The sequence below is a fragment of the Catenuloplanes atrovinosus genome (genome assembly GCF_031458235.1).
Classification (GTDB): Bacteria; Actinomycetota; Actinomycetes; order Mycobacteriales; family Micromonosporaceae; genus Catenuloplanes; species Catenuloplanes atrovinosus.
Window position 1 is genome coordinate 8139414 of sequence record NZ_JAVDYB010000001.1, and the last position, 21801, is coordinate 8161214.

At 72.8% G+C, this 21801-nt stretch carries 19 protein-coding genes; 11 read left to right on the forward strand and 8 right to left on the reverse strand.

Translation table 11 applies throughout. The features are described 5' to 3' along the window. Positions 1-13: 13 nt before the first annotated feature. The 3 genes from flgL (at position 14) to csrA (ending at position 1692) form a co-directional block, all read left to right on the forward strand. The gene (gene flgL, locus J2S41_RS36360; protein ID WP_310374914.1) at positions 14-916 is read left to right on the forward strand and encodes a flagellar hook-associated protein FlgL; all 903 of its coding nucleotides are present in this window, start codon (positions 14-16) and stop codon (positions 914-916) included. A gap of 67 nt (positions 917-983) precedes the next feature. Beyond that, positions 984-1388: a flagellar assembly protein FliW gene (fliW, locus tag J2S41_RS36365; RefSeq protein ID WP_310374916.1), complete on the forward strand. Its 405-nt coding sequence runs from the start codon at positions 984-986 to the stop codon at positions 1386-1388. Positions 1389-1458: 70 nt separating this feature from the next. Continuing rightward, the gene (csrA, locus tag J2S41_RS36370; protein ID WP_306835669.1) at positions 1459-1692 is read left to right on the forward strand and encodes a carbon storage regulator CsrA; all 234 of its coding nucleotides are present in this window, start codon (positions 1459-1461) and stop codon (positions 1690-1692) included. Between the two features lie 62 nt (positions 1693-1754). Here the strand turns inward: csrA and J2S41_RS36375 are convergent, their stop codons facing one another. After that, entirely contained in the window at positions 1755-2600 is an 846-nt protein-coding gene (locus J2S41_RS36375) for a peptidoglycan DD-metalloendopeptidase family protein (protein ID WP_310374922.1), read from the reverse strand. Positions 2601-2876: 276 nt separating this feature from the next. On the opposite strand from J2S41_RS36375, the gene J2S41_RS36380 reads away from it, so the two are divergent. The 3 genes from J2S41_RS36380 to J2S41_RS36390 all read left to right on the forward strand — a co-directional run bounded on the left by J2S41_RS36380 (position 2877) and on the right by J2S41_RS36390 (position 6442). After that, entirely contained in the window at positions 2877-4439 is a 1563-nt protein-coding gene (locus tag J2S41_RS36380; RefSeq protein WP_310374923.1) for a methyl-accepting chemotaxis protein, read from the forward strand. Between the two features lie 198 nt (positions 4440-4637). Further along, positions 4638-5372 (forward strand): hydrolase, encoded by a 735-nt coding sequence (locus tag J2S41_RS36385; RefSeq protein ID WP_310374926.1) that lies wholly within the window; start codon positions 4638-4640, stop codon positions 5370-5372. 110 nt (positions 5373-5482) lie between these two features. After that, positions 5483-6442 carry an SRPBCC family protein gene (locus J2S41_RS36390; RefSeq protein WP_310374928.1) on the forward strand — a complete coding sequence of 320 codons (960 nt, stop codon included), beginning with the start codon at positions 5483-5485 and terminating at the stop codon, positions 6440-6442. 585 nt (positions 6443-7027) lie between these two features. Here the strand turns inward: J2S41_RS36390 and J2S41_RS36395 are convergent. Together J2S41_RS36395 and J2S41_RS36400 are read right to left on the reverse strand one after the other, a co-directional pair. After that, on the reverse strand, positions 7028-7423 hold the full coding sequence (locus J2S41_RS36395; protein WP_310374929.1) for a response regulator: 396 nt from the start codon (positions 7421-7423) through the stop codon (positions 7028-7030). Positions 7424-7538: 115 nt separating this feature from the next. Then, positions 7539-9128 carry a S8 family serine peptidase gene (locus J2S41_RS36400; RefSeq protein ID WP_310374931.1) on the reverse strand — a complete coding sequence of 530 codons (1590 nt, stop codon included), beginning with the start codon at positions 9126-9128 and terminating at the stop codon, positions 7539-7541. Between the two features lie 345 nt (positions 9129-9473). Here J2S41_RS36400 and J2S41_RS36405 point away from each other — a divergent pair, with 345 nt between their 5' ends. Both J2S41_RS36405 and J2S41_RS36410 read left to right on the forward strand, forming a co-directional pair. Then, positions 9474-9701, forward strand: coding sequence for a DUF7455 domain-containing protein (locus J2S41_RS36405; RefSeq protein WP_310374933.1), 228 nt, complete (start codon positions 9474-9476; stop codon positions 9699-9701). A gap of 120 nt (positions 9702-9821) precedes the next feature. Then, positions 9822-11972 carry a PAS domain-containing sensor histidine kinase gene (locus tag J2S41_RS36410; RefSeq protein WP_310374935.1) on the forward strand — a complete coding sequence of 717 codons (2151 nt, stop codon included), beginning with the start codon at positions 9822-9824 and terminating at the stop codon, positions 11970-11972. 113 nt (positions 11973-12085) lie between these two features. Here J2S41_RS36410 and J2S41_RS36415 read toward each other — a convergent pair whose 3' ends face one another. Beyond that, positions 12086-13684 (reverse strand): PAS domain S-box protein, encoded by a 1599-nt coding sequence (locus tag J2S41_RS36415; protein WP_310374937.1) that lies wholly within the window; start codon positions 13682-13684, stop codon positions 12086-12088. A 177-nt stretch (positions 13685-13861) separates the two neighbouring features. Between J2S41_RS36415 and J2S41_RS36420 the strand changes: the two genes are divergently transcribed. Beyond that, on the forward strand, positions 13862-15412 hold the full coding sequence (locus J2S41_RS36420) for a CBM96 family carbohydrate-binding protein (RefSeq protein WP_310374939.1): 1551 nt from the start codon (positions 13862-13864) through the stop codon (positions 15410-15412). A gap of 59 nt (positions 15413-15471) precedes the next feature. Here the strand turns inward: J2S41_RS36420 and J2S41_RS36425 are convergent, their stop codons facing one another. From J2S41_RS36425 to J2S41_RS36435, 3 genes are read right to left on the reverse strand one after another with little or no spacing between them, the layout of a single operon-like run. Continuing rightward, positions 15472-16482, reverse strand: coding sequence for a glycosyltransferase (locus J2S41_RS36425; RefSeq protein ID WP_310374941.1), 1011 nt, complete (start codon positions 16480-16482; stop codon positions 15472-15474). 42 nt (positions 16483-16524) lie between these two features. Further along, positions 16525-17304, reverse strand: a complete 780-nt coding sequence (locus J2S41_RS36430; protein ID WP_310374943.1) for a class I SAM-dependent methyltransferase — start codon at positions 17302-17304, stop codon at positions 16525-16527. After that, positions 17305-18066, reverse strand: coding sequence for an SDR family NAD(P)-dependent oxidoreductase (locus J2S41_RS36435; RefSeq protein WP_310374944.1), 762 nt, complete (start codon positions 18064-18066; stop codon positions 17305-17307). Positions 18067-18181: 115 nt separating this feature from the next. Here J2S41_RS36435 and mshA point away from each other — a divergent pair, with 115 nt between their 5' ends. Together mshA and J2S41_RS36445 are read left to right on the forward strand one after the other, a co-directional pair. Continuing rightward, positions 18182-19576: a D-inositol-3-phosphate glycosyltransferase gene (mshA, locus tag J2S41_RS36440; RefSeq protein ID WP_374728219.1), complete on the forward strand. Its 1395-nt coding sequence runs from the start codon at positions 18182-18184 to the stop codon at positions 19574-19576. Further along, positions 19573-20082 carry a type III secretion system chaperone family protein gene (locus J2S41_RS36445; protein WP_310374946.1) on the forward strand — a complete coding sequence of 170 codons (510 nt, stop codon included), beginning with the start codon at positions 19573-19575 and terminating at the stop codon, positions 20080-20082. The genes mshA and J2S41_RS36445 overlap by 4 nt, the downstream gene beginning before the upstream one ends. Positions 20083-20252: 170 nt before the next feature. Here J2S41_RS36445 and J2S41_RS36450 read toward each other — a convergent pair whose 3' ends face one another. Further along, positions 20253-21797 carry an alpha/beta hydrolase gene (locus tag J2S41_RS36450; protein WP_310374948.1) on the reverse strand — a complete coding sequence of 515 codons (1545 nt, stop codon included), beginning with the start codon at positions 21795-21797 and terminating at the stop codon, positions 20253-20255. Positions 21798-21801 lie beyond the last annotated feature (4 nt).

The window sequence follows — 21801 nt, forward strand, 5'->3', positions numbered from 1 at the left end:
GAGGTCCAGTCAGATGGCGATGCAGCTGAGGGTCACCGACGGTGCCATCACCAACCGGGTGCTGGCGAACCTGCAGGGCAACCTGACCCGGGTCGGCAACCTGCAGGAGCAGCTCTCCAGCGGCAAGCAGATCAGCCGCCCGTCCGACTCGCCGACCGGCACGGTCTCGGCCATGCAGCTGCGCGGCGAGTCGCGGGCGGTCCAGCAGTACTCGCGCAACGCCTCGGACGGGCTCGGCTGGCTCGGCGTCATCGACACCGCGCTGACCAGCTCGCTGTCCCAGACCGGGAAGGTGCGCGAGCTGGTGCTCCAGGGCATGTCGGCCGGCACCGCCAGCACCGCCGACGCCCGCGCCGCGCTCGCCGCCGAGGTGGAGAACCTCCGGAACTCGCTGATCGGCGTGGCGAACACCAAGTACCTGGACCGGCCGGTGTTCGGCGGCACCACCACCGGGGAGCGGGCGTTCGACGCGGCCGGCTCCTTCATCGGCGACGCCGGCACGGTGATGCGCACGGTCGGCGACAACTCCAAGGTCCAGGTGGACGCGAACGGCGCGCAGGTCTTCGGCGCCAACGGCTCGGGCTCGCAGCTGTTCACCGTGCTCGACTCGATCGCGAACAATCTGCGCTCGTCGAACACCGCCGGCCTTGACGCCGATCTTCAGAATCTCGACGTCGCGATTGGTACGATCAAGACAAATCTGGCCGACGTCGGTGCGCGGTACAACCGCATCGAGACGAGTCGCACCGCCGCCGACGACCGGCTGCTGAACGTGAAGAGCCAGCTCTCGGAGATCGAGGACATCGACCTCCCCAACACCATCATGCAGATGCAGTTGCAGCAGACGGCTTACCAGGCGGCGCTCCAGGCGACCGCGAAGGTGATCCAGCCCTCGCTGATGGATTTCCTGCGCTAGCAGAAAGCTCATTGCCCACCGAGAACGATCGAGGGAAGTCATGACCGCGCGCACGATCGAGCAAGAGATGAACGCAGACCTGTTGGATCTGCCGATCATCGACCTGGTCTCTCCGATGCCCGGTTTCCCGGACAAGCGGCAGTTCGTCCTGGTCCGGCTGGACGAGAACGGACTGCTCTACTCGCTCAGGTCGGTCGACGACGCCGACCTGCGTTTCCTGGTTATGCCTCCGTCGCCGTTCTTCCCGGACTACGCTCCGGAGATCGACGACGAAGCCGCCGAGATGCTCGGCTCCCCGAAGCCGGAGGACCTGATGGTCCTGCTGGTAGTGACGGCCGGCGACAGCGCCGCGCACGCCACGGCGAACCTGCTCGCGCCGATCGTCATCGACCGGGGCAACCGCCGCGGCATGCAGACCGTGCTCAGCGGATCCGGTCTGCCGGTGCGCGCGGAGCTCGCCATCGCGGGGTGAGCCCGGCGGAGCGCCGCGGCCCAGGGGCCCGAACCGGCCCAGTGCGTCCAACCATGGAGGGGGAAGTCGCATGCTCGTATTGACCCGGCGCTCCGGAGAGAGCGTGATGGTCGGCGACGACATCGTCATCACCGTACTGGAGGTGCGGGGCGAGGTGATCCGGCTGGGGATCCGCGCTCCGCGCACCGTACAGGTGCACCGTGAGGAGATCTACCGGGAGCTGCAGACCGCCAACCGCGAGGCCGCGTCCCCGGCGGAGAGCGCGGTGGAGGCGCTCGCCGGAGCGCTGCGCAAGCCCGACTGACATCTGCCTGAGCGACACGAGGGGCCGGACACCGGATGGTGTCCGGCCCCTTCGTCGTACGGTCAGCGGACCGGGACGCCCTTCTCCTTGAGGAACAGGAACGGGTCGACCGCGTTCTGCGGCGTCGCCGGGAACGCGGTGTGGATCTCGAAGTGCAGGTGCGGGCCGGTGGAGTGGCCGGACGAGCCGACCTGCCCGACCAGGTCGCCCGCGGTCACCTTCTGACCCGGCACCACGACCGGCCGGCGCACCAGGTGGCAGTAGCGGGAGACGATCCCGGCCTCGTCGCGGATCTCCACCAACCAGCCGCAGCCGCTCACGGTCAGGCCGCCGTCGGTGTCGCAGGTGCCGATCGAGACCTGGCAGAGCACCCGCATCACGGTGCCGGAGTGCGCGGCCTTGACCGGGGTCTCCTTGGCGGCGGCCAGGTCCATGCCGTTGTGCGTGGGACGCTGCGGCGTACGGAACGCGCTGTTCATCGCGGCCGCGACCGGCAGCACCCACGCGGGGGAGGCCGGGCGCTCGGTGGTGCGGCTCGGGCTCGGCTTCGGCAGCGGACAGACCGGCAGCGCGGTGGCCGGCCGCTTGATGTACGCGTCCGAGACGTAGCCGCCGTCGGCGAGCCGGTCCCACAGGTCGGTGCCGCGGACCGTACCGTTGACCCGGGTGCCCTTCTCCTGGCACACGATGCTGACCTTGGTGCCCTCCTGGAGCGTCCCGATCCGGGCGGAGTCGGTCTTCGCCGCCTTGCGGACGTTGAGCACGAGCCCGCCGGTGCTGACCGTGCCGGAGACCGAGGACGCCGCCTCCGCGGGGCTCGCGGTCGCGGTGGCGATGCCGCCGACCAGCAGGCCGAGTCCGGCGATGGCGGCCGCCGAGGCGCGGCGCCGGTTGCGTTTCGTGGGCAAGGCTCCTCCTCCCGCCCCGCCGGGCGGCAGGGGCACGGGAGAGAAGGTTGCCGGGCGCGGGCTGCCGCGCCGGTGCCCGCGAAGTGCGGTCCGGTTGCGGGCGCCGCGCACCCGGCCGGCACCGCGGGCGCACCGCCGTCGCGACCGGGAAATCCGCCTAAACCCCTGCTTTGACCGACGAAGCCGCTGGATTGGCTCATGACGGTCGCCACCCCGCCGATGTGGCCCATGTGCGGTGCCTCCCCCTCGGTGCCCGCCCTCGACTAGGAGGTCCCTATGGCTGGTCTGGCAGACGTGGGAGTGGGGAAGCGGCTCTCCGTGATCGTGGTGTCCGGTGTCGTGGTCGCGGCCTCCGTCACCGGGATCGGCATGTGGTCGCAGGGCCGGTTGACCGAGCAGGCCGAGACGGTCCGCGCCTTCACCGCGGTCAAGGCGGCGCTCAACCACCTGGACACGCGGGAGAGCGAGCTGAAGGTGGACGCGTACCGCGCGTTCTCCGGCGAGGACACCACGGGGGACACCGAAGAGGACGTGCAGTCGGCGCTGGACGCGCTGGCGGCCGCGGAGCAGTACGAGGTGCCGGGCGACATCGACGACCGGATCGAGGAGCTCTCCGGCAGCGTGACCGACTTCAACGCGTTCATCACCGACTTCGTGGGCCGGGCGGTGCAGGACCCGGCCGGCGTGCGGGACTCCTACGACCAGGTGGCGGAGCAGAACAACGTGGTCGACGACGAGATCGGCGCGATCCACGAGTTGCTCGACGCCGCGATCGCGCAGGAGCAGAACGACATGGCCGCCACCGTCGCGTCGACCCGGCTGTGGATGCTGCTGGTGGCCGCCGCCGGCGTGGCGCTGCTGGTCGGCCTCGCGGTCCCGCTGGTCCGGTCGATCCTCACGCCGGTGCGCCGGGTCGGCGAGGTGGTCGACGCGCTGGCCGGCGGCGACCTCACGGTCCGGGCCGGGATCGGCTCGCACGACGAACTGGGCCGGATGGCGCAGGGCCTGGACCAGGCGGTGGACCGCATGCGGCACGCGATGGAGTCGATGGCCTCGTACGCGAACACGCTGGCCGGCGCCGCCACCGAGCTCTCCGCCACCAGTTCGGAGATCGCCGGGGCGGCCCGCGATACGAACGGGCAGACCTCCGCCGCGTCCCAGGAGGCCGAGGAGATCTCCCGCAACGTGCAGACCGTCGCGGCCGGCGGCGAGGAGATGGGCCTGTCCATCCGGGAGATCTCGCAGAACACCAACGAGGCCGCGCAGATCGCCGGCCAGGCCGTCAGCGAGGCCGCGCTGGCCACCCAGAGCATCGAGCGGCTGGGCGAGTCCAGCGCGGAGATCGGCAACGTGATCAAGCTGATCACCTCGATCGCGGAGCAGACCAACCTGCTGGCGCTGAACGCCACCATCGAGGCCGCGCGCGCGGGTGACGCGGGCAAGGGCTTCGCGGTGGTCGCCTCCGAGGTCAAGGACCTGGCCCAGGAGACCGCGCGGGCGACCGAGGACATCTCCGCCCGGGTCGCCGCGATCCAGGCCGACACCGGTGGCGCGGTCGAGGTGATCAACCGGATCAGCGAGGTCATCGCGAAGATCAACGACTACCAGACCACCATCGCCAGCGCGGTCGAGGAGCAGACCGCCACCACCGCGGAGATGTCGCGCAGCATCGCGGAGGTCGCCGCGGGCGCCAGCCGCATCGCGGGAAGCATCGCCGAGGTCTCCCAGGCCGGCGCGCACTCGATGGAGGGCGTCGAGCAGACCAACCTGGCCAGCCAGGAGGTCGCCCGCACGGCCGAGGAACTGCGCGCGCTGGTGAACGGCTTCCGCATCGGCTGAGAAACCCAGCACACCGTTCGGGGGTACGGCGCACGCGCGCCGTACCCCCGAACGTCTGTGAAGGGAGGTCAAGTAACCGGACTGCACCTGCGCGATACCCACGGCCACTACACGCCGAGCCGATTGTCATCTCGGGCGGGAGTCGCCCCTCCGAAGGCGCCGATCGGCGGCGCCCGGGCCAGACGCAGGGAGCACACCGTGAGCGCAGAGCGCACCGCCGCCGTCGAGGCGACGCCGATGCTTGACCTGTGCGCCGACGCGCACGTCCACACCGGCTTCTCCGCGGGACGCGACAGCGTCGGCGTGGTCGTGATGGCCGCCGACCGGGCCGGCCTCACCTCGCTGACGTTCGCGGACCAGGCCGGGCCGGACAGCACCTGGCTGCCCGCCTACGGCGACTCGGTGCGCCGCGCCCAGCAGCGTACGGACATCCGGCTCTCCGCCGCGGCCGAGATCGAGATCATCCGCGCCGACGGCTGGCTGGCCTGGCCGCCGGACCTGGGCGGCCTGGACGCGATCTCGGTGTCGCTGAGCCGCCTGCCGCTCGCCGCCGGCCCGGCCACGCCACAGCAGGTCCGCGGCCTGCTGGCGGCCGGCTCGGTGCGCCGCGCGGACGTGATCGAGCGCGCGGTCGAGGCCACCGTCCGCGGCGTCGAGCGCGCCGCCCGGTACGCGCCCGCCCGGCTGTCCCGCCCGCTGAGCCTGCTCAACCAGATCGGCATCTCCGAGGACGAGATCGACGCGTATCTGCTCACCCACCTGGTCGAGGGCTGCCGCGTCACGCACGCCACCGTCGAGGTCAGCGAGGCCTGGCGCACCCCGTCCGCGGCCCTGGTCCGCCGCCTGCTCGACGCGGGCGTGACGGTCGCCGCCGCGTCGGACGCCCGCTACGCCGCGCAGGTCGGCCGCTGGCAGTACGTCGCCACGCTCTGAGCCCCGCCGGGTTCTCCGATTCGCGGCTTTTGCTCACTTTCCCTGGCTAGGCTCAGGGGAACCGGCCCCCTGCCCGGGCCGGGGTGATCTCCTAGCCGTTGGAGGATCCGATGAGCACCGTGAAGCAGGCCATCGAGGTGGGCGCGCCACTGCATGCGGTCTACGAGCAGCTGTCGCACTTCGAGAACTATCCGCAGTTCATGAGCGGCGTCCAGGAAGTCACCCAGCTGTCCAGCACCAAGACCCACTGGATCATGGACCTGGACGGCCGGCGACGGGAGTTCGACGCGCAGATCACCGAGTGCCGCCCGGACGAGCTGGTCGCCTGGCGCGCCACGAACGGGCCCGCCTTCTCCGAGGTCATCACGCTGAAGCCGATGACCGCCGAACGCACCCAGATCATCGCGCAACTGGACGCGGACGTGGCCGCGCTGATGCCCAGCGACCGGCACGCGCAGGACTCGCTGAGCCGCCGGCTCAAGGCGGACCTCACCAGCTTCAAACGCCTCATGGAGAACGCCGGATTCAGCCCGCACCAGGCGTCCGGCGTACCGCTCGCCACCACCATGGGCCGCGCCGGCACGGACGCCGGCATGAACGTCGGCCTCAACCAGACGTACGGCGTCGACGAACCCGGCGTCACCACCGCGGGCACGCTCTCCGAGAACCTGACCCGCCCCCCGCTCGGCCCCGGCTCCGGCATCGGCACCGACGCAAAGCGCGGCAACCAGCGATCGATCGCGACGCCCAGCCCCGCCATGATGCGCAACCGCCGCTCCGAGCCGATCACCCAGCCGGCCGGCCGGGTCAGCGGTGCCAAGCCCTCCCAGACGACCTCGCACACCACCTCCGACACCAGCACCGGCGCCGTCGCGTCCGCCATCGCCACCACCGGCCCCACCACGGCCACCACCGCGGTCACCGGCACCGGCGCCACCGGCGCTACCCGCCGCCCCGGCGAAGGCGTCGGCGGCGGCATGGGAGTGGACCCGAGCATCGACCTGGCCGCCGCGGACGCGAACACCGAGCGGATGCCGAAGAACGGCAGCCGCCCCACCGGCAGGTCCTGACCCACATCCCATCCGCGTGAACCCCGGCCCCCTCTCGGGCCGGGGTTCACGCGTTTCCGCAGCGTTTGCTCTGCTTACCTGCCCGCGGGTGGCGCCACGTTGCTGCGCTTACCTGCGCGCGGCGGGTGCCGCTTCGCTCTGCGTGCGTGCCCGCGCCGGGAGTGGCTTTGCTCTGCTTACCTGCCCGCGCGGGGAGTGGCTTTGCTCTGCTTACCTGCCCGGGCCGGGAGTGGCTTTGCTCTGCTTACCTGCCCGCGCGAGTGGCTTTGCTCTGCCTACCTACCCGGGCCGGGGGCGGCTTTGCTCTGCTCACGTGCTTGCGGGCGGGTGCCGGTTCGCTCTGCTTACTTGGCGGAACGGCGCCGCCCTGTTGTGCTTGCTGCCCAGTGACCGGTGCCGGTTCGCTTGGCCGGTCGAAACGGGCGCCACGGGCGCTCCCGTCGGCCGGCCGGACGAGGACCGCGGGCGCCGCACGCCATCCCGGTCAGGTGCCGCCGGCGCGCGCGAGGCGCGTCGCGGCCGCGTTCCGTCTGGGGTGATTTGTTCAGGTAAGCAGAGCAAATGCGGCCGGGGAGTGAGGGCTCGTCACTCCTCGTCCTTGAGGGCGTCGTTGACCGCCTCGATCAGCGCGCTCGTGGTGAACGGCTTCTGCAGCAGCCGGGCGCTCTCGTCGACCATGCCCTTGTCCACCGCGACCTCCTTGGGAAGGCCGGAGACGTAGATGACGCGCAGGCCGGGGCGCATCGCGGCGGCCTGCTCGGCGACCTCGCGCCCGGTGACGCCGGGCATGCTGAGGTCCGTCACGAGCAGGTCGATGCCGCCGTCGTGGTCCCGGCAGGCGCCGATCGCGGCGTCGGCGTCGCCGGCGGTGAGCGCGGTGAAGCCCCGGCGCTCCAGCATGCGGCGCATGATGTCGCGCAGATCCTCCTCGTCGTCGACGACGAGGACCGTGAGCGGCCGCGACTGCACGTCCTGCGACATCGCACCCTCCTCCGACCGTACGAATGATTAGGTTATATCCGTTTTTCGGGGTTTGCTGGGGAACGCGAAAGCCCCGCCGTCCCGGGTGGGACGACGGGGCCGTGAGGGCGGTACGTCAGATGGTCAGGGTCCAGGAGTCGAGCGCGCCGGTGCGGCCCTGCGCGTCCTTGACCGTCAGCGTCCAGGAGCCGTTCTTCACCGCGGTCGAGGCGTCGAAGTTCCAGGTCGCGAGCAGGTTGCCGGTGCCGGCGGCCGGCTTCAGGTTCCAGATCTTCCCGTTCGGGGAGGTCAGCTGGATCCGCAGGTCACCGCGCGTGTTCTGGCGCACCGACACCTGCACGGTGCTCTTGGCCGAGGCCTTGGCGGAGGCGGAGCCGCAGTTCGCGACCGAGATCTTCGAGGACGCGGGCAGCGCCACGTCGGTCAGCGACTCGAACCGGTCGCAGGTGGCGGTCACCGGCGCGGTGACCGGCGTGACCGCCAGCGGCGTGGTGGCCGTGCCGGTGTAGAGCAGGCGGTTCGGCGAGCCGTTCGGGCTGGTGACCTTGCCGGTGGTGGCCGAGCCGGCCAGCGCGTCCCGCACCTGCTGCGGCGTGGCCTGCGGGTTCGTGCCGAGCACCAGCGCGGCGGCGCCGGCGACGTGCGGGGCCGCCATCGAGGTGCCGCTCATCGTGGCGGTGCTGGTGTCACCGGACCGGGCGGTCGAGGTAATCTTCGCGCCGGGCGCGAAGAGGTCCAGGCAGCTGCCGTAGTTCGAGAACGAGGCGCGGGCGTCGTTGGCGTCCGTGGCGCCGACGGTGATGCCGGCCGGGAGCCGGGCCGGGGAGCCGGTGCAGGCGTCCTTGTTGTCGTTGCCGGCGGCCAGCACGTACGTCACGCCCGAGTTGATCGAGCGCTGCACCGCGTCGTCCAGCGCCGCGGAGGCCGAGCCGCCGAGGCTCATGTTCGCCACGGCCGGCTTCACCGCGTTCCGGGTGACCCAGTCCACGCCCGCGATGATCTGCGAGTACGAACCGCTGCCGTTGCAGTCGAGCACGCGCACGGAGACCAGGTTGACGTCCTTGGCGACGCCGTACGTGGCGCCGCCGACCGTGCCGGCGACGTGCGTGCCGTGGCCCTGGCAGTCGTCGGCGACCGCGTCGTTGTCGATGAAGTCCCAGCCGTGCCGGGCGCGTCCGCCGAAGTCGCGGTGGCTGATCCGCACGCCGGTGTCCAGCACGTACGCGGTCACGTTCGCCGCGGACGGGGAGGTGTAGGTGCGGGACAGCGGCAGGTCGCGCTGGTCGATCCGGTCCAGGCCCCAGGTGGGGGCGGTCTGCGTGCCGCTGATCGTGACGCGGCGGTCCTGCTCGACGTACTTGACCGCGGGGTCGGCCGCGAGGCGCCGCGCCGCCGTGGTGGACATCTGGGTGGTGAACCCGCGAACGGCCGAGGTGAAGGACTTGCGCACCGTGCCGCCGTACCGCTTCGCCAGGTCGCCCGCGGCGTTCGCGGCGTTGGCGGACCGGCCGGTCGCGACCGAGTCCCGCAGCACCACGATGTAGCTGTCCTTGATCGCACCGGGTGCGCCCTCCTGGAGGACGGTGCCGGTGGCCGGGGCGGCCTGGGCCACGCCGACGCCGGTGAGCGCGACGAACGCGGCGGCGGTGGCGGAGGCGATGGCGAGACCGGAAATGCGCCGGCCGGTGCGGTGGAACGCGGTCATGAACTCCCTCTCATCAGCCGGGGCCCTGCTGGCCGCCGACGAGAACCAGATTCGACGGCCGGCGTCGCGACCGGGGACCCGCTGGGTTGCGCTCCGGTAGCGCCTCGACGGCGCCGGGACAAGACCCCGCACGGGTACGTCCTGACGCCGTTGAGCCGGGGTGTCGTGGTTCAACATGTGGCGGGCGTCGCATCCGGCCACCCCCACGGGCGCTCGCCCGGGGTAGCGGCTTGGTGAGGAGCAGGGTGCCGCGCTAAAACGGGTGGAACGGAGACCGATGTTGACCTCGTCCGGGCCACCAGGCCGCGCCGACGCATCGCTCGACCGACCAAGGAGGCCTACGCCATGAACGCACTGCAGAACCCCACTCAGGTGGAGATCGTCAACACCGTCACCGAGCGCTGCGACAGTTGCGGTGCGGCCGCGAAGGTGGGCGTGCGCCTCTCCGGTGGTGGCGAGCTCTCCTTCTGCGGGCACCACGCCAACCGGCACGCGGGCGAGATCGCCAAGACCGCGAACCGGGTGCTCGTCGAGGCCGGCTTCGCCTGGACCGGCTCGTCCCGCACCGCGTAACCAGCGAACTCAGACCACCGGAAGCGCACCGGGCCCACCGCGGGCCCGGTGCGCTTTTCGCGTCAGGAACGCGAATTGCCTGATAGGCTCCCTTAGTCCGTTTATGAGGAGCTTTCGGCGGTGGATATCCCGCAGTACGGGCGCCGACTCCACGGCGCGTTCGCTATCGGTGCCGGCGTCGCCGTCGCCTCGCTCGGCATGGTCACGCTGCTCACCTGGGGCGACGGACCCGCGGCCGGGGCGCTCTTCGGGCCCGGCACCCCCGCGCCACTGGTCGCGGTCGCGCTCGCCGCGGCCGGCTGCGGCCTGATCGCCCTGGCCCCGAGCCGGCCGCACCCGCAGTCCCGGCTGGCCGGCCGGTTCCTCGGCGCGGTCACCGTGCTGGCCGGCGCCGCCGCTCTGGTGGCGCGGCTGTTCGGGCCGGGCCGGCTCAGCGCGACCGCGCTCGACTTCCTCGGCATCCACGACGCGCCGCTCGGCCGCACCTCCACCACCACCGCACTGGCGCTGGTCCTGGTCGGGCTCGCGCTGATCACGCTGGACCGGCGGCCGAAGCCCGCGCCCGCCGCGCCCGCCGCGCCCGCCCCGGCCGCTCCGCCCGCGATCATCAGCGGCACGGTCACCGCCGCGGACGCCGGCGCCTCACCGGAGACCGCCGTGGCGGACCGGCGGGGCACCGGCGGGACGGGCGCGCGCTCCGGCGGTGACCGGCGGGCCGGCGGTGGTGACCGGCGCTCGGGCGGTGACCGGCGGGCCGGCGACCGGCGCGGCGTCGGCGCGGAGGCCGCGGGCGCGGCCGACCTGCTCGGGCTCGGCGCCGCCACGATCGCGGTGGTGGCGCTGGTGGTGCAGATCTTCGGCCAGGCGTACCGGGAGGGGCCCGGGCCGAACGCGGTCATGTCGCCGATCACCGCGCTGGCCGTGCTCACGCTCTGCCTCGGCCTGCTCTTCGCCCGCCCGCAGCGCGGCCCGCTCGCCGCGCTCACCGGCACCAGCCGCGGTGCGTCGGTCGGGCGCCGGCTGGCGTTCGCGCTGGTGCTGTTCCCGGTGGTGGCGGGCCTGCTGGCGATCGCGGCCGTGTACGCGGGGGTGGACCGCCCGGCCACCGCGATCACCGGCGCGGCGATCCTGGCCACCCTGGCGCTGCTGGTCGTGCTGGCCCGGCTGGTCCGCGAGCTGCACGTCTCCGACCGGGTGCAGCAGCAACTGGTGGACGCGCTGCAGGAGCGGCGGGAGTTCACCGAGACGCTGTTGCAGTCGATCAACGAGGGCGTGGTGGTGCTCGACCGCGACCACCGGGTGCTGGACGTCAACCGGCACTGGTGCGAGCTGACCGGCCGGACTCCGCGCGAGGCGATCGGCCACCTCCCGCCGTACCCGTGGGATCCGCCTCTGGAGGTCGCGGAACCATCCGGCGGCGACACCGTGCTGCGCCGCCCGAACGGGGAGAACGTGCCGGTCCTGGCGTCGATGGCGCCGCTGCCCGGGCCGGGCGGACGGCCGCGCGCGTACGTGGTGACCTACGTCGACATCACCGGGCGGAAGCGGACCGAGGAGGCGGTGGCCGCGCACGCCGCCGAGACCGAGACCACGAACGCGGAGCTGATCGAGGCGAACGAGCGGCTGCAGCGGGCGGTCGAGTTCAAGTCCGACCTGATGTCGATGGTGTCGCACGAGCTGGCACAGCCGCTGAGTTCCATCGCCAGCCTCGCGGAGCTGCTGACCGTGGACTGGGACGACCTCACCGACGACGTACGGCTGGAGCTCAGCACCAAGATCGACAAGAACACCCGGCGCCTGATCGGCATGATGAACGACCTGACGCTGCTGTTCCGCCTGGACGCCGGCAAGGTCACCGCGCGCCGCACGCCGGTCCCGGTGCTGGACGTGGCCGAGACCGCGATCGGCAACCTGCCGCCCACGGCGCCGCCGGTGCAGGTGGACGTGGACCCGGGCCTGGTCGCGCTGGCCGACCGCGGGCACCTCTGGCAGATCCTGCTCAACATTCTCAGCAACGCGGTGAAGTACGGCCGGCCGCCGATCGGGCTGACCGCGCGCCGCGAGGGCGACCAACTGGTCATCGAGATCAGCGACCACGGTCCCGGCGTGCCGGAGCACCTGGTGCCCACGCTGTTCGACCGCTTCATGCGCGGTGCGGGCCTGGGCCTGTTCATCGTCCGGCACCTGGCCGAGGCGAACGGCGGCAGCGTGCGGTACCGGCCGGTCGAGCCGCACGGCGCCCTCTTCGTCCTCACCATCGAGGCCGCCTGACCGCCTTTGCTCTGCTTACCACCCGCGTTACCGGCGCGAACCGGCTGATGCCGGACATCCGGCGGCGCCCGATGCCGGGCGGTTCGTCACGGTAAGCAGAGCAAAGCCGCGCGTCAGTCGTCGAGGACGGCGCGGACGGCCCGGAGCAGACCGTGCTCGGAGAACGGCTTGGCGATCAGCGTGACGTCGTCGCCGAGCGTGCCGTTCTCGGTCAGCACCGGGCGCGCGTACCCGGACATGAACAGCACCCGCGTGCCGGGGCGCAGCGCGGTGACCCGCTCCGCCACCTCCTTGCCCAGCATCTTCGGCATGATGACGTCGCTGAGCAGCAGGTGGATGTCGCCGTGGTGGTGCCGGGCCACCTCCAGCGCGCGGTCGCCGCCGGGCGCGGTCATCACCGTGTAGCCGTTGCGGGTGAGGATGCGCTGGGTGACCTCACGCATGGCGTCCTCGTCCTCCACCACCAGCACGGTCTCGCCCCGGCCCGCGGTGCCGCCGGAAGGCGAGGAGACCGGGTCCGGCGCGGCCGGCAGCGCCTCCTCACTGGCCGGGATCAGCGCGCTGATCGTGGTGCCGACGCCCAGCTCGGAGTAGATGCTGATCTGCCCGCCGATCTGCGCGACGGTGCCGTAGACCGTGGCCAGGCCGAGCCCGGTCGCCTCGCCCTTGGGCTTGGTGGTGAAGAACGGCTCGAACGCGCGGTCCGCCACCTCCTTCGGCATGCCGCCGCCGGTGTCGCTGACCTGCAGCCGTACGTACGCGCCGGGGTGCAGGCCGGGCCGGGAGGCCAGGTAGCTCTCGTCGACCGTGACGTTGTCGGTGCCGATGGTCAGGCTGCCGCCGCCCGGCATCGCGTCGCGCGCGTTGACCGCCAGGTTGACCAGCACCTGGGTGAGCTGGCCGGGGTCGGCGCGGATCGGCCACAGATCGCCGGCCAGCGAGGTCTCCAGGCGCACGTGCTCGCCGATCGTGCGTTGCAGCAGCGCCTCCACGTCGCGGACCACCGTGTTGAGGTTCAGCACCCGCGGCTTGACCACCTCGCGCCGGCCGAACGCGAGTAACTGGTGGGTGAGCGAGATGGCGCGCTCGGCGGCGCGCTGGATCTGCTGGATGTCCTTGATCACCGGCTCCCAGCGGCCCGGGTCCTCGGTCGCGGCGTCGCCCACCTCCTCCGCGATGAACGCGATGTAGTTGAGCACGACCGCGAGCAGGTTGTTGAAGTCGTGGGCGACGCCGCCGGCCAGCTGGCCCAGGCTCTCCAGGCGCTGTGACTGCTGCAGCCGCGCCTCGATCCGCTCCCGCTCGGCGATCGCGGTCAGCCGTTCCCGTTCGGTGTGCGCCTCCAGCCGGTCGGTGACGTCCCGGATCGCCGCGGCGATCAAGAGCCCGTCGGGGGTACGCACCGCGGAGAGCGAGATCTCGGCCGGGAACTCGGAGCCGTCCCGCCGCCGGGCGCGGAGCGTGCCGGAGCCCATCGGCCGGGGGCGCGCGGCCCGCATGTACTCCTCCCGGTGCCGCGGGTGCCCGTCCCGGTCGGACTCCGGGACCAGGATGTCCACGCTGCGGCCGAGCAGTTCGTCCCGCTGGTAGCCGAGCAGGCGCTCCGCCTGGGCGTTGATCAGCGCGACCCGGCCGTCCTCGGTCACCACGACGATCGCGTCCGGCGCCGCCTCGAGTAGCTGCTGCGCGTAATCGGTGGACCAGTCCTGCACGGCGTTCTCCGGGTTCCGGACGGGAATGCCCCTGATCCGCAAATTCTCCCATAAATCGGGCGGGCCGGATGCGCAACCGGCACGCACCTTCGCGGGTCCGGTCCCTGCTACGGCCGCCGCCGAATCTAGTTCCTGTCAGGCGGTGAGCCGCGGGAGCGGCCTTCGGAAGGGGATACATTGCGCAGGACTCAGGGAGTCTTCGGGACGCTGCTGGCGGGCTCGCTGGCGGTCGGCTTCCTCGCGGGCGCGCCCGCGCAGGCGGCCACGACCACCACGACGCAGCTGTCGGTCTCCGCCTCGGACGACGCCTACACGTCCGCCGCGCGCAAGAGCCTCATCACCGGCTCCGAGACGAAGCTGGTGGCCGGCACGCTCGCCGGTGACCGCAAGGTCTCCTACCTGAAGTTCACCACCGGCAAGGCCGCCACCGGCGCCACGCTGACGCTCGCGCTGGACGGCGCGCCGGCCGGCAGCACGCTGACCGTCACCCGCGTGCTGACCAACTCCTGGGCCGAGAGCACGCTGACCTCGGTCAACGCGCCCGCGCCGGGCACCACCGCGGTTTCCGCGAAGCTGGCCGCCGGCCAGCGGGAGGTCTCCTTCGACCTCGGCGCCCAGGTGCGCGCGGCCGGCACCTACTCGTTCGCGGTGAGCTCGAACTCGACGACCGCGGTCACCCGGATCCACTCCACCGAGCACGGCACCGCGGGCCTGCGCCCGGCGCTGCGGCTCACCGTGCCGGGCACGGCGGCGCCGTCCACCCCCGTCACCACGACCCCGGCGACCGGCTGCAAGACCGGCGCGAAGCTGGTCCCGACCTGCGGCGTGCTGTGGGGCGCGGCGGCCGGCGGCTTCACCGACACGCCGCGGGACATCGCGCTCAAGCAGTGGGAGGCCGCGACCGGCCGCACCGCCGCGATCTACCACACGTACCACAAGGGCAACGAGCTGTTCCCGACCAAGGCCGAGATCGCCATGACGCAGGACGCGGCCAAGCCGCGCACGCTGCTGCTGAACTGGAAGGTCGCGTACGGCACCACCTGGGCCGCCGTGGCCGCGGGCAAGCAGGACGCGCGCATCGACCGCTGGTCCGCGTACGTCAAGGCGAACTTCTCCAAGCAGTTCTTCCTGGCGCTGCACCACGAGCCGGAGAACGACGTGGAGGAGCGGGCCGGCTCCGGCATGACCGCGAAGGACTACGCCGCCATGTACCGGCACGTGATCAAGCGGCTGCGCGCGAACGGCGTCACCAACGCGGTCAACGTGCTCGCCTACATGGGCAACGAGACCTACCTGGCCAAGTCCTGGTGGCCGGACCTGTACCCGGGCGACGACGTGGTGGACTGGATCGGCCTGGACTCGTACCTGAACGCGGAGAAGGGCTACCACCACGGCGACTTCGACAACCTGCTCGACCGCGGCCCGGTGGCCGGCACCGACAAGCTGGGCTTCTACGGCTGGGCGACCACCAAGCACCCGGGCAAGCCGGTCATGGTCGCGGAGTGGGGCGTCTACCACAGCCTGAAGCGCACCGCGGACAAGGGCGCGATCTTCGACACCGTGCTGTCGCAGCTCAAGGCGCGTCCGGCGGTCAAGGCGATGGTCTACTTCGACTGCCCGGCCGACGACACCGGCGACCGCAACATCGCGGTCACCAGCAGCGCGTCCTCGCTGGCCGCGTTCAAGAAGATCGCCGCCGACCCGATCTTCAACGTCTCGCTGAAGTGACCCCCCGAAGAGAACGGGCCGCCCGGACACTGTCCGGGCGGCCCGTTCCGTCGTCGTGGCTACCTGACCGCGGCCAGCCGCGCCCGCAGCTCGGCGACCAGCCGCTTCATCTCGGCCAGCGCGGCCGTGCCGTGCCGCCGCCCGGACGTGTCCACCACCCGGCCGACGTTGTTCAGCAGCCGCGCCGCCTCGTCCACCTCGCCGAGCTGGGCCAGCGCCTGCGCGGCCAGCCAGTCGCAGTACGCCGACTCCGCGCCGGACGCCCGCATCTCCTCGACCAGCACCAGCGCGACCTCGTCCATCCCCTCGGCCAGCATCAGCTGCGCCAGGTGGTCGGTGCCCCGCAGCCGTTCCGGGGTGCCGGGGAAGAGCTCGCGCAGCATCTCCAGCGTGTCCACCGCGTCCTGCTTGTGCCCGGCGCCGACGCAGCTGCGGCCCAGGTCCAGCAGGGTGCGCGCGATCAGGTCCCGGTTGCCGGCCGGGTCGGCGGCCAGGTCGTCGAGCTGCACCCGGCCGAGCAGCATGTTCCGCTCCGCCTTGGCCTGGCGGCCGGCCGCGGTGGCGTATCCGGAGTGGACGATCCGGGCCACGTCGCGGGGCAGCGCGGCGAGCCGCAGCGCGCCGTCCCGCGCGGTGATCCGCTCGTGGACCCGCCCGGTCCACACCGTGCGGTCCGGGCGGAACAGCCGCGGCGCCCGGAACGTGACGTCGTTGTCGTACCGCTCGTTGTCGATCTCCAGCGTGGCCGCGTCCGCGTCCGTGGCGGCGAGCCGGGCGCGCAACTCGGCCGGGTCCGCGACGATCCGCTCGTCCGCGTCCACGGAGAGCACCCAGTCCGCGGTCCACCCGCGCAGCGCGGCGTTGCGCGCGTCCGCGAAGTGGTCGGTCCAGAGCCCGGCGGTGACGTGCGCGCCGGCCCGCATCGCGACCTCGGGGCTGCCGTCCGTGGAGCCGGTGTCGTGCACGTGGATCTCGTCCACCACGCCGCGCAGGGCGTCCAGGCAGCGGGTCAGCAGCTCGGCCTCGTCGCGCACGATCACGGCGGCGGCCAGTTCGACGTTCGCGCTCACCACCGCCCGATCGGCCGTACCGTCGCGGTCCTGAGGGTTTCGCTACCGGCCCGCAACCGACTGCCAACCGACGGTCACCTCGCCGAGCCGCCAGCGGCGCGGGCCGTCCCGCACCGGCCAGCCCGCGTCCCGGACCGCGCGGACCGCGCGCATCCAGCGCTGGCGGGGGCCGAAGACCGCGTACGGCGCCGCGTCCCGCCACGCGTCGTCCAGCGCCCGGATCAGCGCGTGCACGTTCTCGCCCGGCACGTTGCGGTGGATCAGCGCCTTCGGCAGCCGTTCCGCCAGCGTGGCCGGCGTCTCCAGGTTCGCCAGGCGGGCGGCGAGCGTGAGCGTGCGCGGCCCGCCCGCGTCCAGCGCGATCCAGGTGGCCAGCCGGCCCGGCTCGTCGCAGGTGCCCTCGACCAGCACGCCACCGGGCGCAAGCCGCGAGACGATCAGGTCCCAGGCGGCCGCCACCTCGGACTCCGGGTACTGCCGCAGCACGTTGAACGCGCGCACCACGACCGGGCGCAGGCCGGCCAGCTCGAAGCCGCCGCGCCGGAACTCCAGCCACGGCGGGTCGGCGGCGGCCTGGGCGACCGCGACCCGGGCCGGGTCGATCTCCAGGCCGATCACCCGCGAGTCCGGGCGCACCCGGCGGGCCAGCCGCGCGCGCAACTCCACCGCGGTGACCGGGGTGGCGCCGTAGCCGAGGTCGACGACCAGCGGATCGGGCGCGTCCCGCAGCAGGCCGCCGAGCCGGTCCGCGATCCAGTTGTCCACCCGGCGCAGCCGGTTCGGATTCGTGGTCCCGCGGGTGACGACGCCCTCCGCCTTCATCTACCCGGTCCGGTGCACCTTGTGCTGCGCGGCCTGGGCCAGCGGCCGGACCACCAGCCGGTCGACGTTGACGTGGTGCGGCCGGGTGGCGACCCACGAGACGCAGTCGGCGATGTCCTCGGCCAGCAGCGGCTCGGCCACACCGCGGTAGACCGCCTCCGCGCGCTCGGCGTCGCCGTCGAACCGGATCAGCGAGAACTCGTCGGTCTTGACCATGCCCGGGTCGATCTCGACGACCCGGATCGGGCGGCCGCTCAGCTCCAGGCGCAGCGTGCCGGTGAGCGCGGTCTGCCCGTGCTTGGCCGCGACGTACCCGCCACCGCCCTCGTACGGCGTGAACGCCGCGGTGGAGCCGATCATCACGATCGTGCCCGCGCCGGACGCCTCCAGCGCCGGCAGCAGCGCCTGGGTGACGCGCAGCGTGCCGAGCACGTTGACGTCGTACATCCGCTGCCAGTCGGCGACCGCGCCGCTCTCCACCGGGTCCAGCCCGAACGCGCCGCCGGCGTTGTTGACCAGCAGCGTCACCGGCGCACCGGCGGACTCGGCCAGCGCGCGCACGGACGCGTCGTCGGTGACGTCGGCGGTCACCGCGGTGGCCCGGCCGCCGGCCGCCTCGATCTGTGCGACCAGCGCGGACAGGCGGTCCGCGCGGCGGGCGGTGGCGATCACGTGGAAGCCGTCGGCCGCGAGCCGGCGGGCGCTGGCCGCGCCGATGCCGCTGGAGGCGCCGGTGACGACGGCGATGGGGTATTCGGTCACCCCTCGATCCTGCCGTACCCGCCGGAGCCGCCCGCGACACCCGGCGCGCCCGGCGGGATGAGCTGGATCACGTGAACGTCCGGGAGTGTCAGGACGACGAAAATCTGCGGGGAAGATGGGTCGGCGATCCGTGGTTGGAAACCACGGCGTTAAAAACGCAACAATCGATCCGCTGGAGGCGAACGTGGCAGTGGCTCGTCAGCGAACGGCCTGGCCAACACCCCGGCGGATAGCCACGCTGTCCGTGCACACCTCGCCGCTCGACCAGCCGGGCAGCGGCGACGCCGGCGGCATGAACGTCTATATCGTGGAGGTCGCCCGCCGCCTGGCAGAGCTGGGCGTGGAGGTGGAGATCTTCACCCGGGCCACCCGCGGCGGGCTGCCGCCGGTGGTCGAGATGAGCCCCGGAGTGCTGGTCCGGCACGTGACCGCCGGGCCGTACGAGGGATTGGCCAAGGAGGAGCTGCCGGCACAGCTGTGCGCGTTCACGAACGGCGTGCTGCGCGCCGAGGCCGCCCGGGCGCCCGGCCACTACGACCTCATCCACTCCCACTACTGGCTGTCCGGCCAGGTCGGCTGGCTCGCCAAGGACCGCTGGGGCGTACCGCTGGTGCACACCGCACACACGCTGGCCAAGGTGAAGAACGCGCAGCTCGCGGCCGGTGACCGCCCGGAGCCGAAGTCCCGGGTGATCGGCGAGGAGCAGGTGGTCGCGGAGGCCGACCGGCTGGTGGCGAACACGCGTGCCGAGGCCGAGGACCTGACCCGGCTGTACGCCGCGGACCCGTCCCGGGTGGCCGTGGTCGAGCCCGGCGTCGACCTGGACAGGTTCCGCCCCGCCCCGGCCGCCCGCGCCGAGGCGGACCGGCTCGCCGCCCGCCGCCTGCTCGGCCTGCCCGAGCGTGGCCGGATCGTCGCGTTCGTCGGCCGGATCCAGCCGCTCAAGGCGCCGGACGTGCTGCTGCGCGCCGCCGCGGAGCTGGAGTCGCGCGCGGACCTGACCGTGGTGATCTGCGGCGGCCCGAGCGGCAGTGGGCTGGACCGCCCGACCGCGCTGATCGACCTGGCGCACCGGCTCGGCATCGCGGACTCGGTGCGGTTCCTGCCGCCGCGGGCCGGCGCCGGGCTGCCCGCGGTCTACCGGGCCGCGGACCTGGTCGCGGTGCCGTCGCACAACGAGTCGTTCGGGCTGGTCGCGCTGGAGGCCCAGGCCTGCGGCACGCCGGTGGTGGCGGCGAACGTGGGCGGGCTCAGCCGTGCGGTCGCGGACGGCGTGAGCGGCGTGCTGGTCGACGGCCACGCCCCGGCCGAGTGGGCGCGGGTGCTCGGTGGGCTGCTGGCCGAGCCGGCCCGGCTGCGCGAGCTGTCCCGGGGCGCGGTGCTGCACGCCCGCCAGTTCTCCTGGCAGCGCACGGCGGCCGGGCTGCTGGAGGTCTACCGTGGAGCGGTGACCGCGCACCGTGGGCGGATCACGGCGGAGTTGGCCGGGGCCTACGGAGGGGCACGATGACGGATGTCGCGCGGCTGATCGAGGAGGTCTGCGCGGAGCGGGAGCTGGCCTGCGAGCCGACCGGTGAGCGGTCGTACGCGGTGACGCTGCCCGGCACGCACAAGCTCAAGACCGTGTGCAACCTGATCGTCGGCGAGCACGCGCTGCGGATCGAGGCGTTCGTGATGCGCAGCCCGGAGGAGAACGCGGAGGAGCTGTGGGCGTGGCTGCTGCGCCGCAACGCCCGCCTCTACGGCGTCGCGTTCTCCATCGACGGCGCCGGTGACGTGTACCTGACCGGCCGGGTGCCGCTGGCCGGGCTGGACGAGGACGAACTGGACCGGCTGCTCGGCTCCGTGCTGACGTACGCGGACGAGTCGTTCGACACCATGCTGGAGATCGGCTTCGGCGGCTCGATCCGGCGCGAGTGGGAGTGGCGGGTCAAGCGCGGCGAGTCCCTGGCGAACCTTCAGGCCTTCGCCCACCTGTTCCCGGAACGGCCGGCGCAGCCCGATCACCAGGTGTGACGGTTCGTACAGGTGTTTGCGGTTGTGCCAAGATCCGCGGGAGAACTACCGTCGGATCGGGGCACCGCCGGGAAATCCTGCGGTGCGGGGGAACGGTGACCGGGGGGACGCCGTGCCGGCGGCGACCAGCGGGCGGACCTGTGGGGGCAGGCCCGCCCGCCGCCGCCGGCTCAGCCCGCCGGTGGGAACGGCGCGACGTCCTGGCCGCACCGGGTCCCGGCCGGCGGCACCGCACCGTCGATCAGGTATCGGGTGTACCAGCCGGTCACGCACGCGCTCTGGCCGCTGGTGTGGCCGAAGCCGTCCAGCGTGAGCAGCCGGGCGTCGCCGAGTTGCCGGGTCATCCGGACCGCGAAGTCGTACCGGGTGGCCGGGTCGAACGTCGGGTTCACCACCAGCACGGTGTGCGCGGTGCGGCGGTTCCACGGCCCGGCGTACCGCTCGTCGGTCCGCGGCCAGTTCGCGCAGCCGACCTCGCCGAACGCCTCCACCCGCCCGAACGTGCGGTGCGCCGCCTCGAACGCCGTCGCGATCGCGGGATAGCGCGCGGGGTCGCGGGGCAGCGGCGCGTCCAGGCAGTTCACCGCGAAGTACGCGTCGCGGCCGTTGAACCCGTAGGCGTCCGGCAGCCAGCCCCGCGCCGGCGGGCTGTTGAACGACGACGGCACCGGCGGTACGGCCGCCGCGCGCCCGGCCGGCGTGCCGAACAGCACCTCGTGGATGGCCTGCAGCGTGACCGCCGCGTCCGGGAACGCGAGCACGTCGTAGAGCGCGCCGCCGACGAACGAGGTCAGGTCGTCGATGGTCACGGTCCCGATCTCCGGCAGTTCCACCGGCCCCTGCCGGAACCGCTCCCGGATCGCGTCGAACTTCCGCCGCGCGTCACCGGAGAACGCGCAATCCGGCCCGGCCGCGTCGCAGGCCCGCAGGAAGCCGTCCAGCGCCAGCTCGAAGCCGCCGGCCCGGTCGAACTTGTTGGCCAGCCGGTGGTCCGCGCGCTGCTCGGGGTCCACGTTGCCGTCCAGGATCACCGCGCGCACCCGCTGCGGGAACAGGTTGACGTAGGTGGCGCCGATCATCGTGCCGTACGAGTAGCCGACGTAGGTCAGCCGGTCGTCGCCGACCGCCCGGCGCAGCAGGTCCAGGTCCTTTGCCACGTTGAGCGTGCTCATGTGCGGCAGCAGCGGCCCCATGTTCCGCTTGCAGGCCTCGGTGTACTCGTAGTTGGCGCGCAGCGTCTCGGAGATCTCCGTGGCGGTCAGCGGCACCCCGCGCAGGCGGCTCACCAGCGCGATCGCCTCCTCATCGGTGGCGAAGCACTGCACCGGGTCGCTCGCCCCGATCCCCCGCGGGTCGAACGCGACGACGTCGAAGCGGGCCAGCACGTCCGGCGACAGCAGCCGGTGCGCGACCGTGACCAGGAACCGGCCGGGCCCACCGGGGCCGCCCGGATTCATGAACAGCGTGCCGATCCGCCGCGCCGGGTCGTCCGCGGGCCGGCGGGCCATCGCGATCGTGGTGGTCGTGCCGCGTGGCCGGTCATGGTCGAGCGGCACCTCGTGGGTGGCGCAGTCGAAGCCGGTCAGCTCCTCCTCGGTGCAGGGGGACCAGCCGACGGTAGGTGGTGCGGCCACGGCCGCGCCGGGCGTGAGCACCACGGCGGCGAGGACCACGGCGGCGACGAGCGAGCGCAGCGGGGTGAGGCGAGTCGTCATGGCC

Excerpts from the sequence above, each read along its gene's own strand:
- flgL (WP_310374914.1), top strand. The coding sequence starts at position 14 with ATGGCGATGCAGCTGAGGGTCACCGACGGTGCCATCACCAACCGGGTG.
- fliW (WP_310374916.1), top strand. The coding sequence starts at position 984 with ATGAACGCAGACCTGTTGGATCTGCCGATCATCGACCTGGTCTCTCCG.
- csrA (WP_306835669.1), top strand. The coding sequence starts at position 1,459 with ATGCTCGTATTGACCCGGCGCTCCGGAGAGAGCGTGATGGTCGGCGAC.
- J2S41_RS36380 (WP_310374923.1), top strand. The coding sequence starts at position 2,877 with ATGGCTGGTCTGGCAGACGTGGGAGTGGGGAAGCGGCTCTCCGTGATC.
- J2S41_RS36390 (WP_310374928.1), top strand. The coding sequence starts at position 5,483 with ATGAGCACCGTGAAGCAGGCCATCGAGGTGGGCGCGCCACTGCATGCG.
- J2S41_RS36395 (WP_310374929.1), bottom strand. The coding sequence starts at position 7,423 with ATGTCGCAGGACGTGCAGTCGCGGCCGCTCACGGTCCTCGTCGTCGAC.
- J2S41_RS36400 (WP_310374931.1), bottom strand. The coding sequence starts at position 9,128 with ATGACCGCGTTCCACCGCACCGGCCGGCGCATTTCCGGTCTCGCCATC.
- J2S41_RS36405 (WP_310374933.1), top strand. The coding sequence starts at position 9,474 with ATGAACGCACTGCAGAACCCCACTCAGGTGGAGATCGTCAACACCGTC.
- J2S41_RS36430 (WP_310374943.1), bottom strand. The coding sequence starts at position 17,304 with ATGAAGGCGGAGGGCGTCGTCACCCGCGGGACCACGAATCCGAACCGG.
- mshA (WP_374728219.1), top strand. The coding sequence starts at position 18,182 with ATGGGTCGGCGATCCGTGGTTGGAAACCACGGCGTTAAAAACGCAACA.
- J2S41_RS36445 (WP_310374946.1), top strand. The coding sequence starts at position 19,573 with ATGACGGATGTCGCGCGGCTGATCGAGGAGGTCTGCGCGGAGCGGGAG.
- J2S41_RS36450 (WP_310374948.1), bottom strand. The coding sequence starts at position 21,797 with ATGACGACTCGCCTCACCCCGCTGCGCTCGCTCGTCGCCGCCGTGGTC.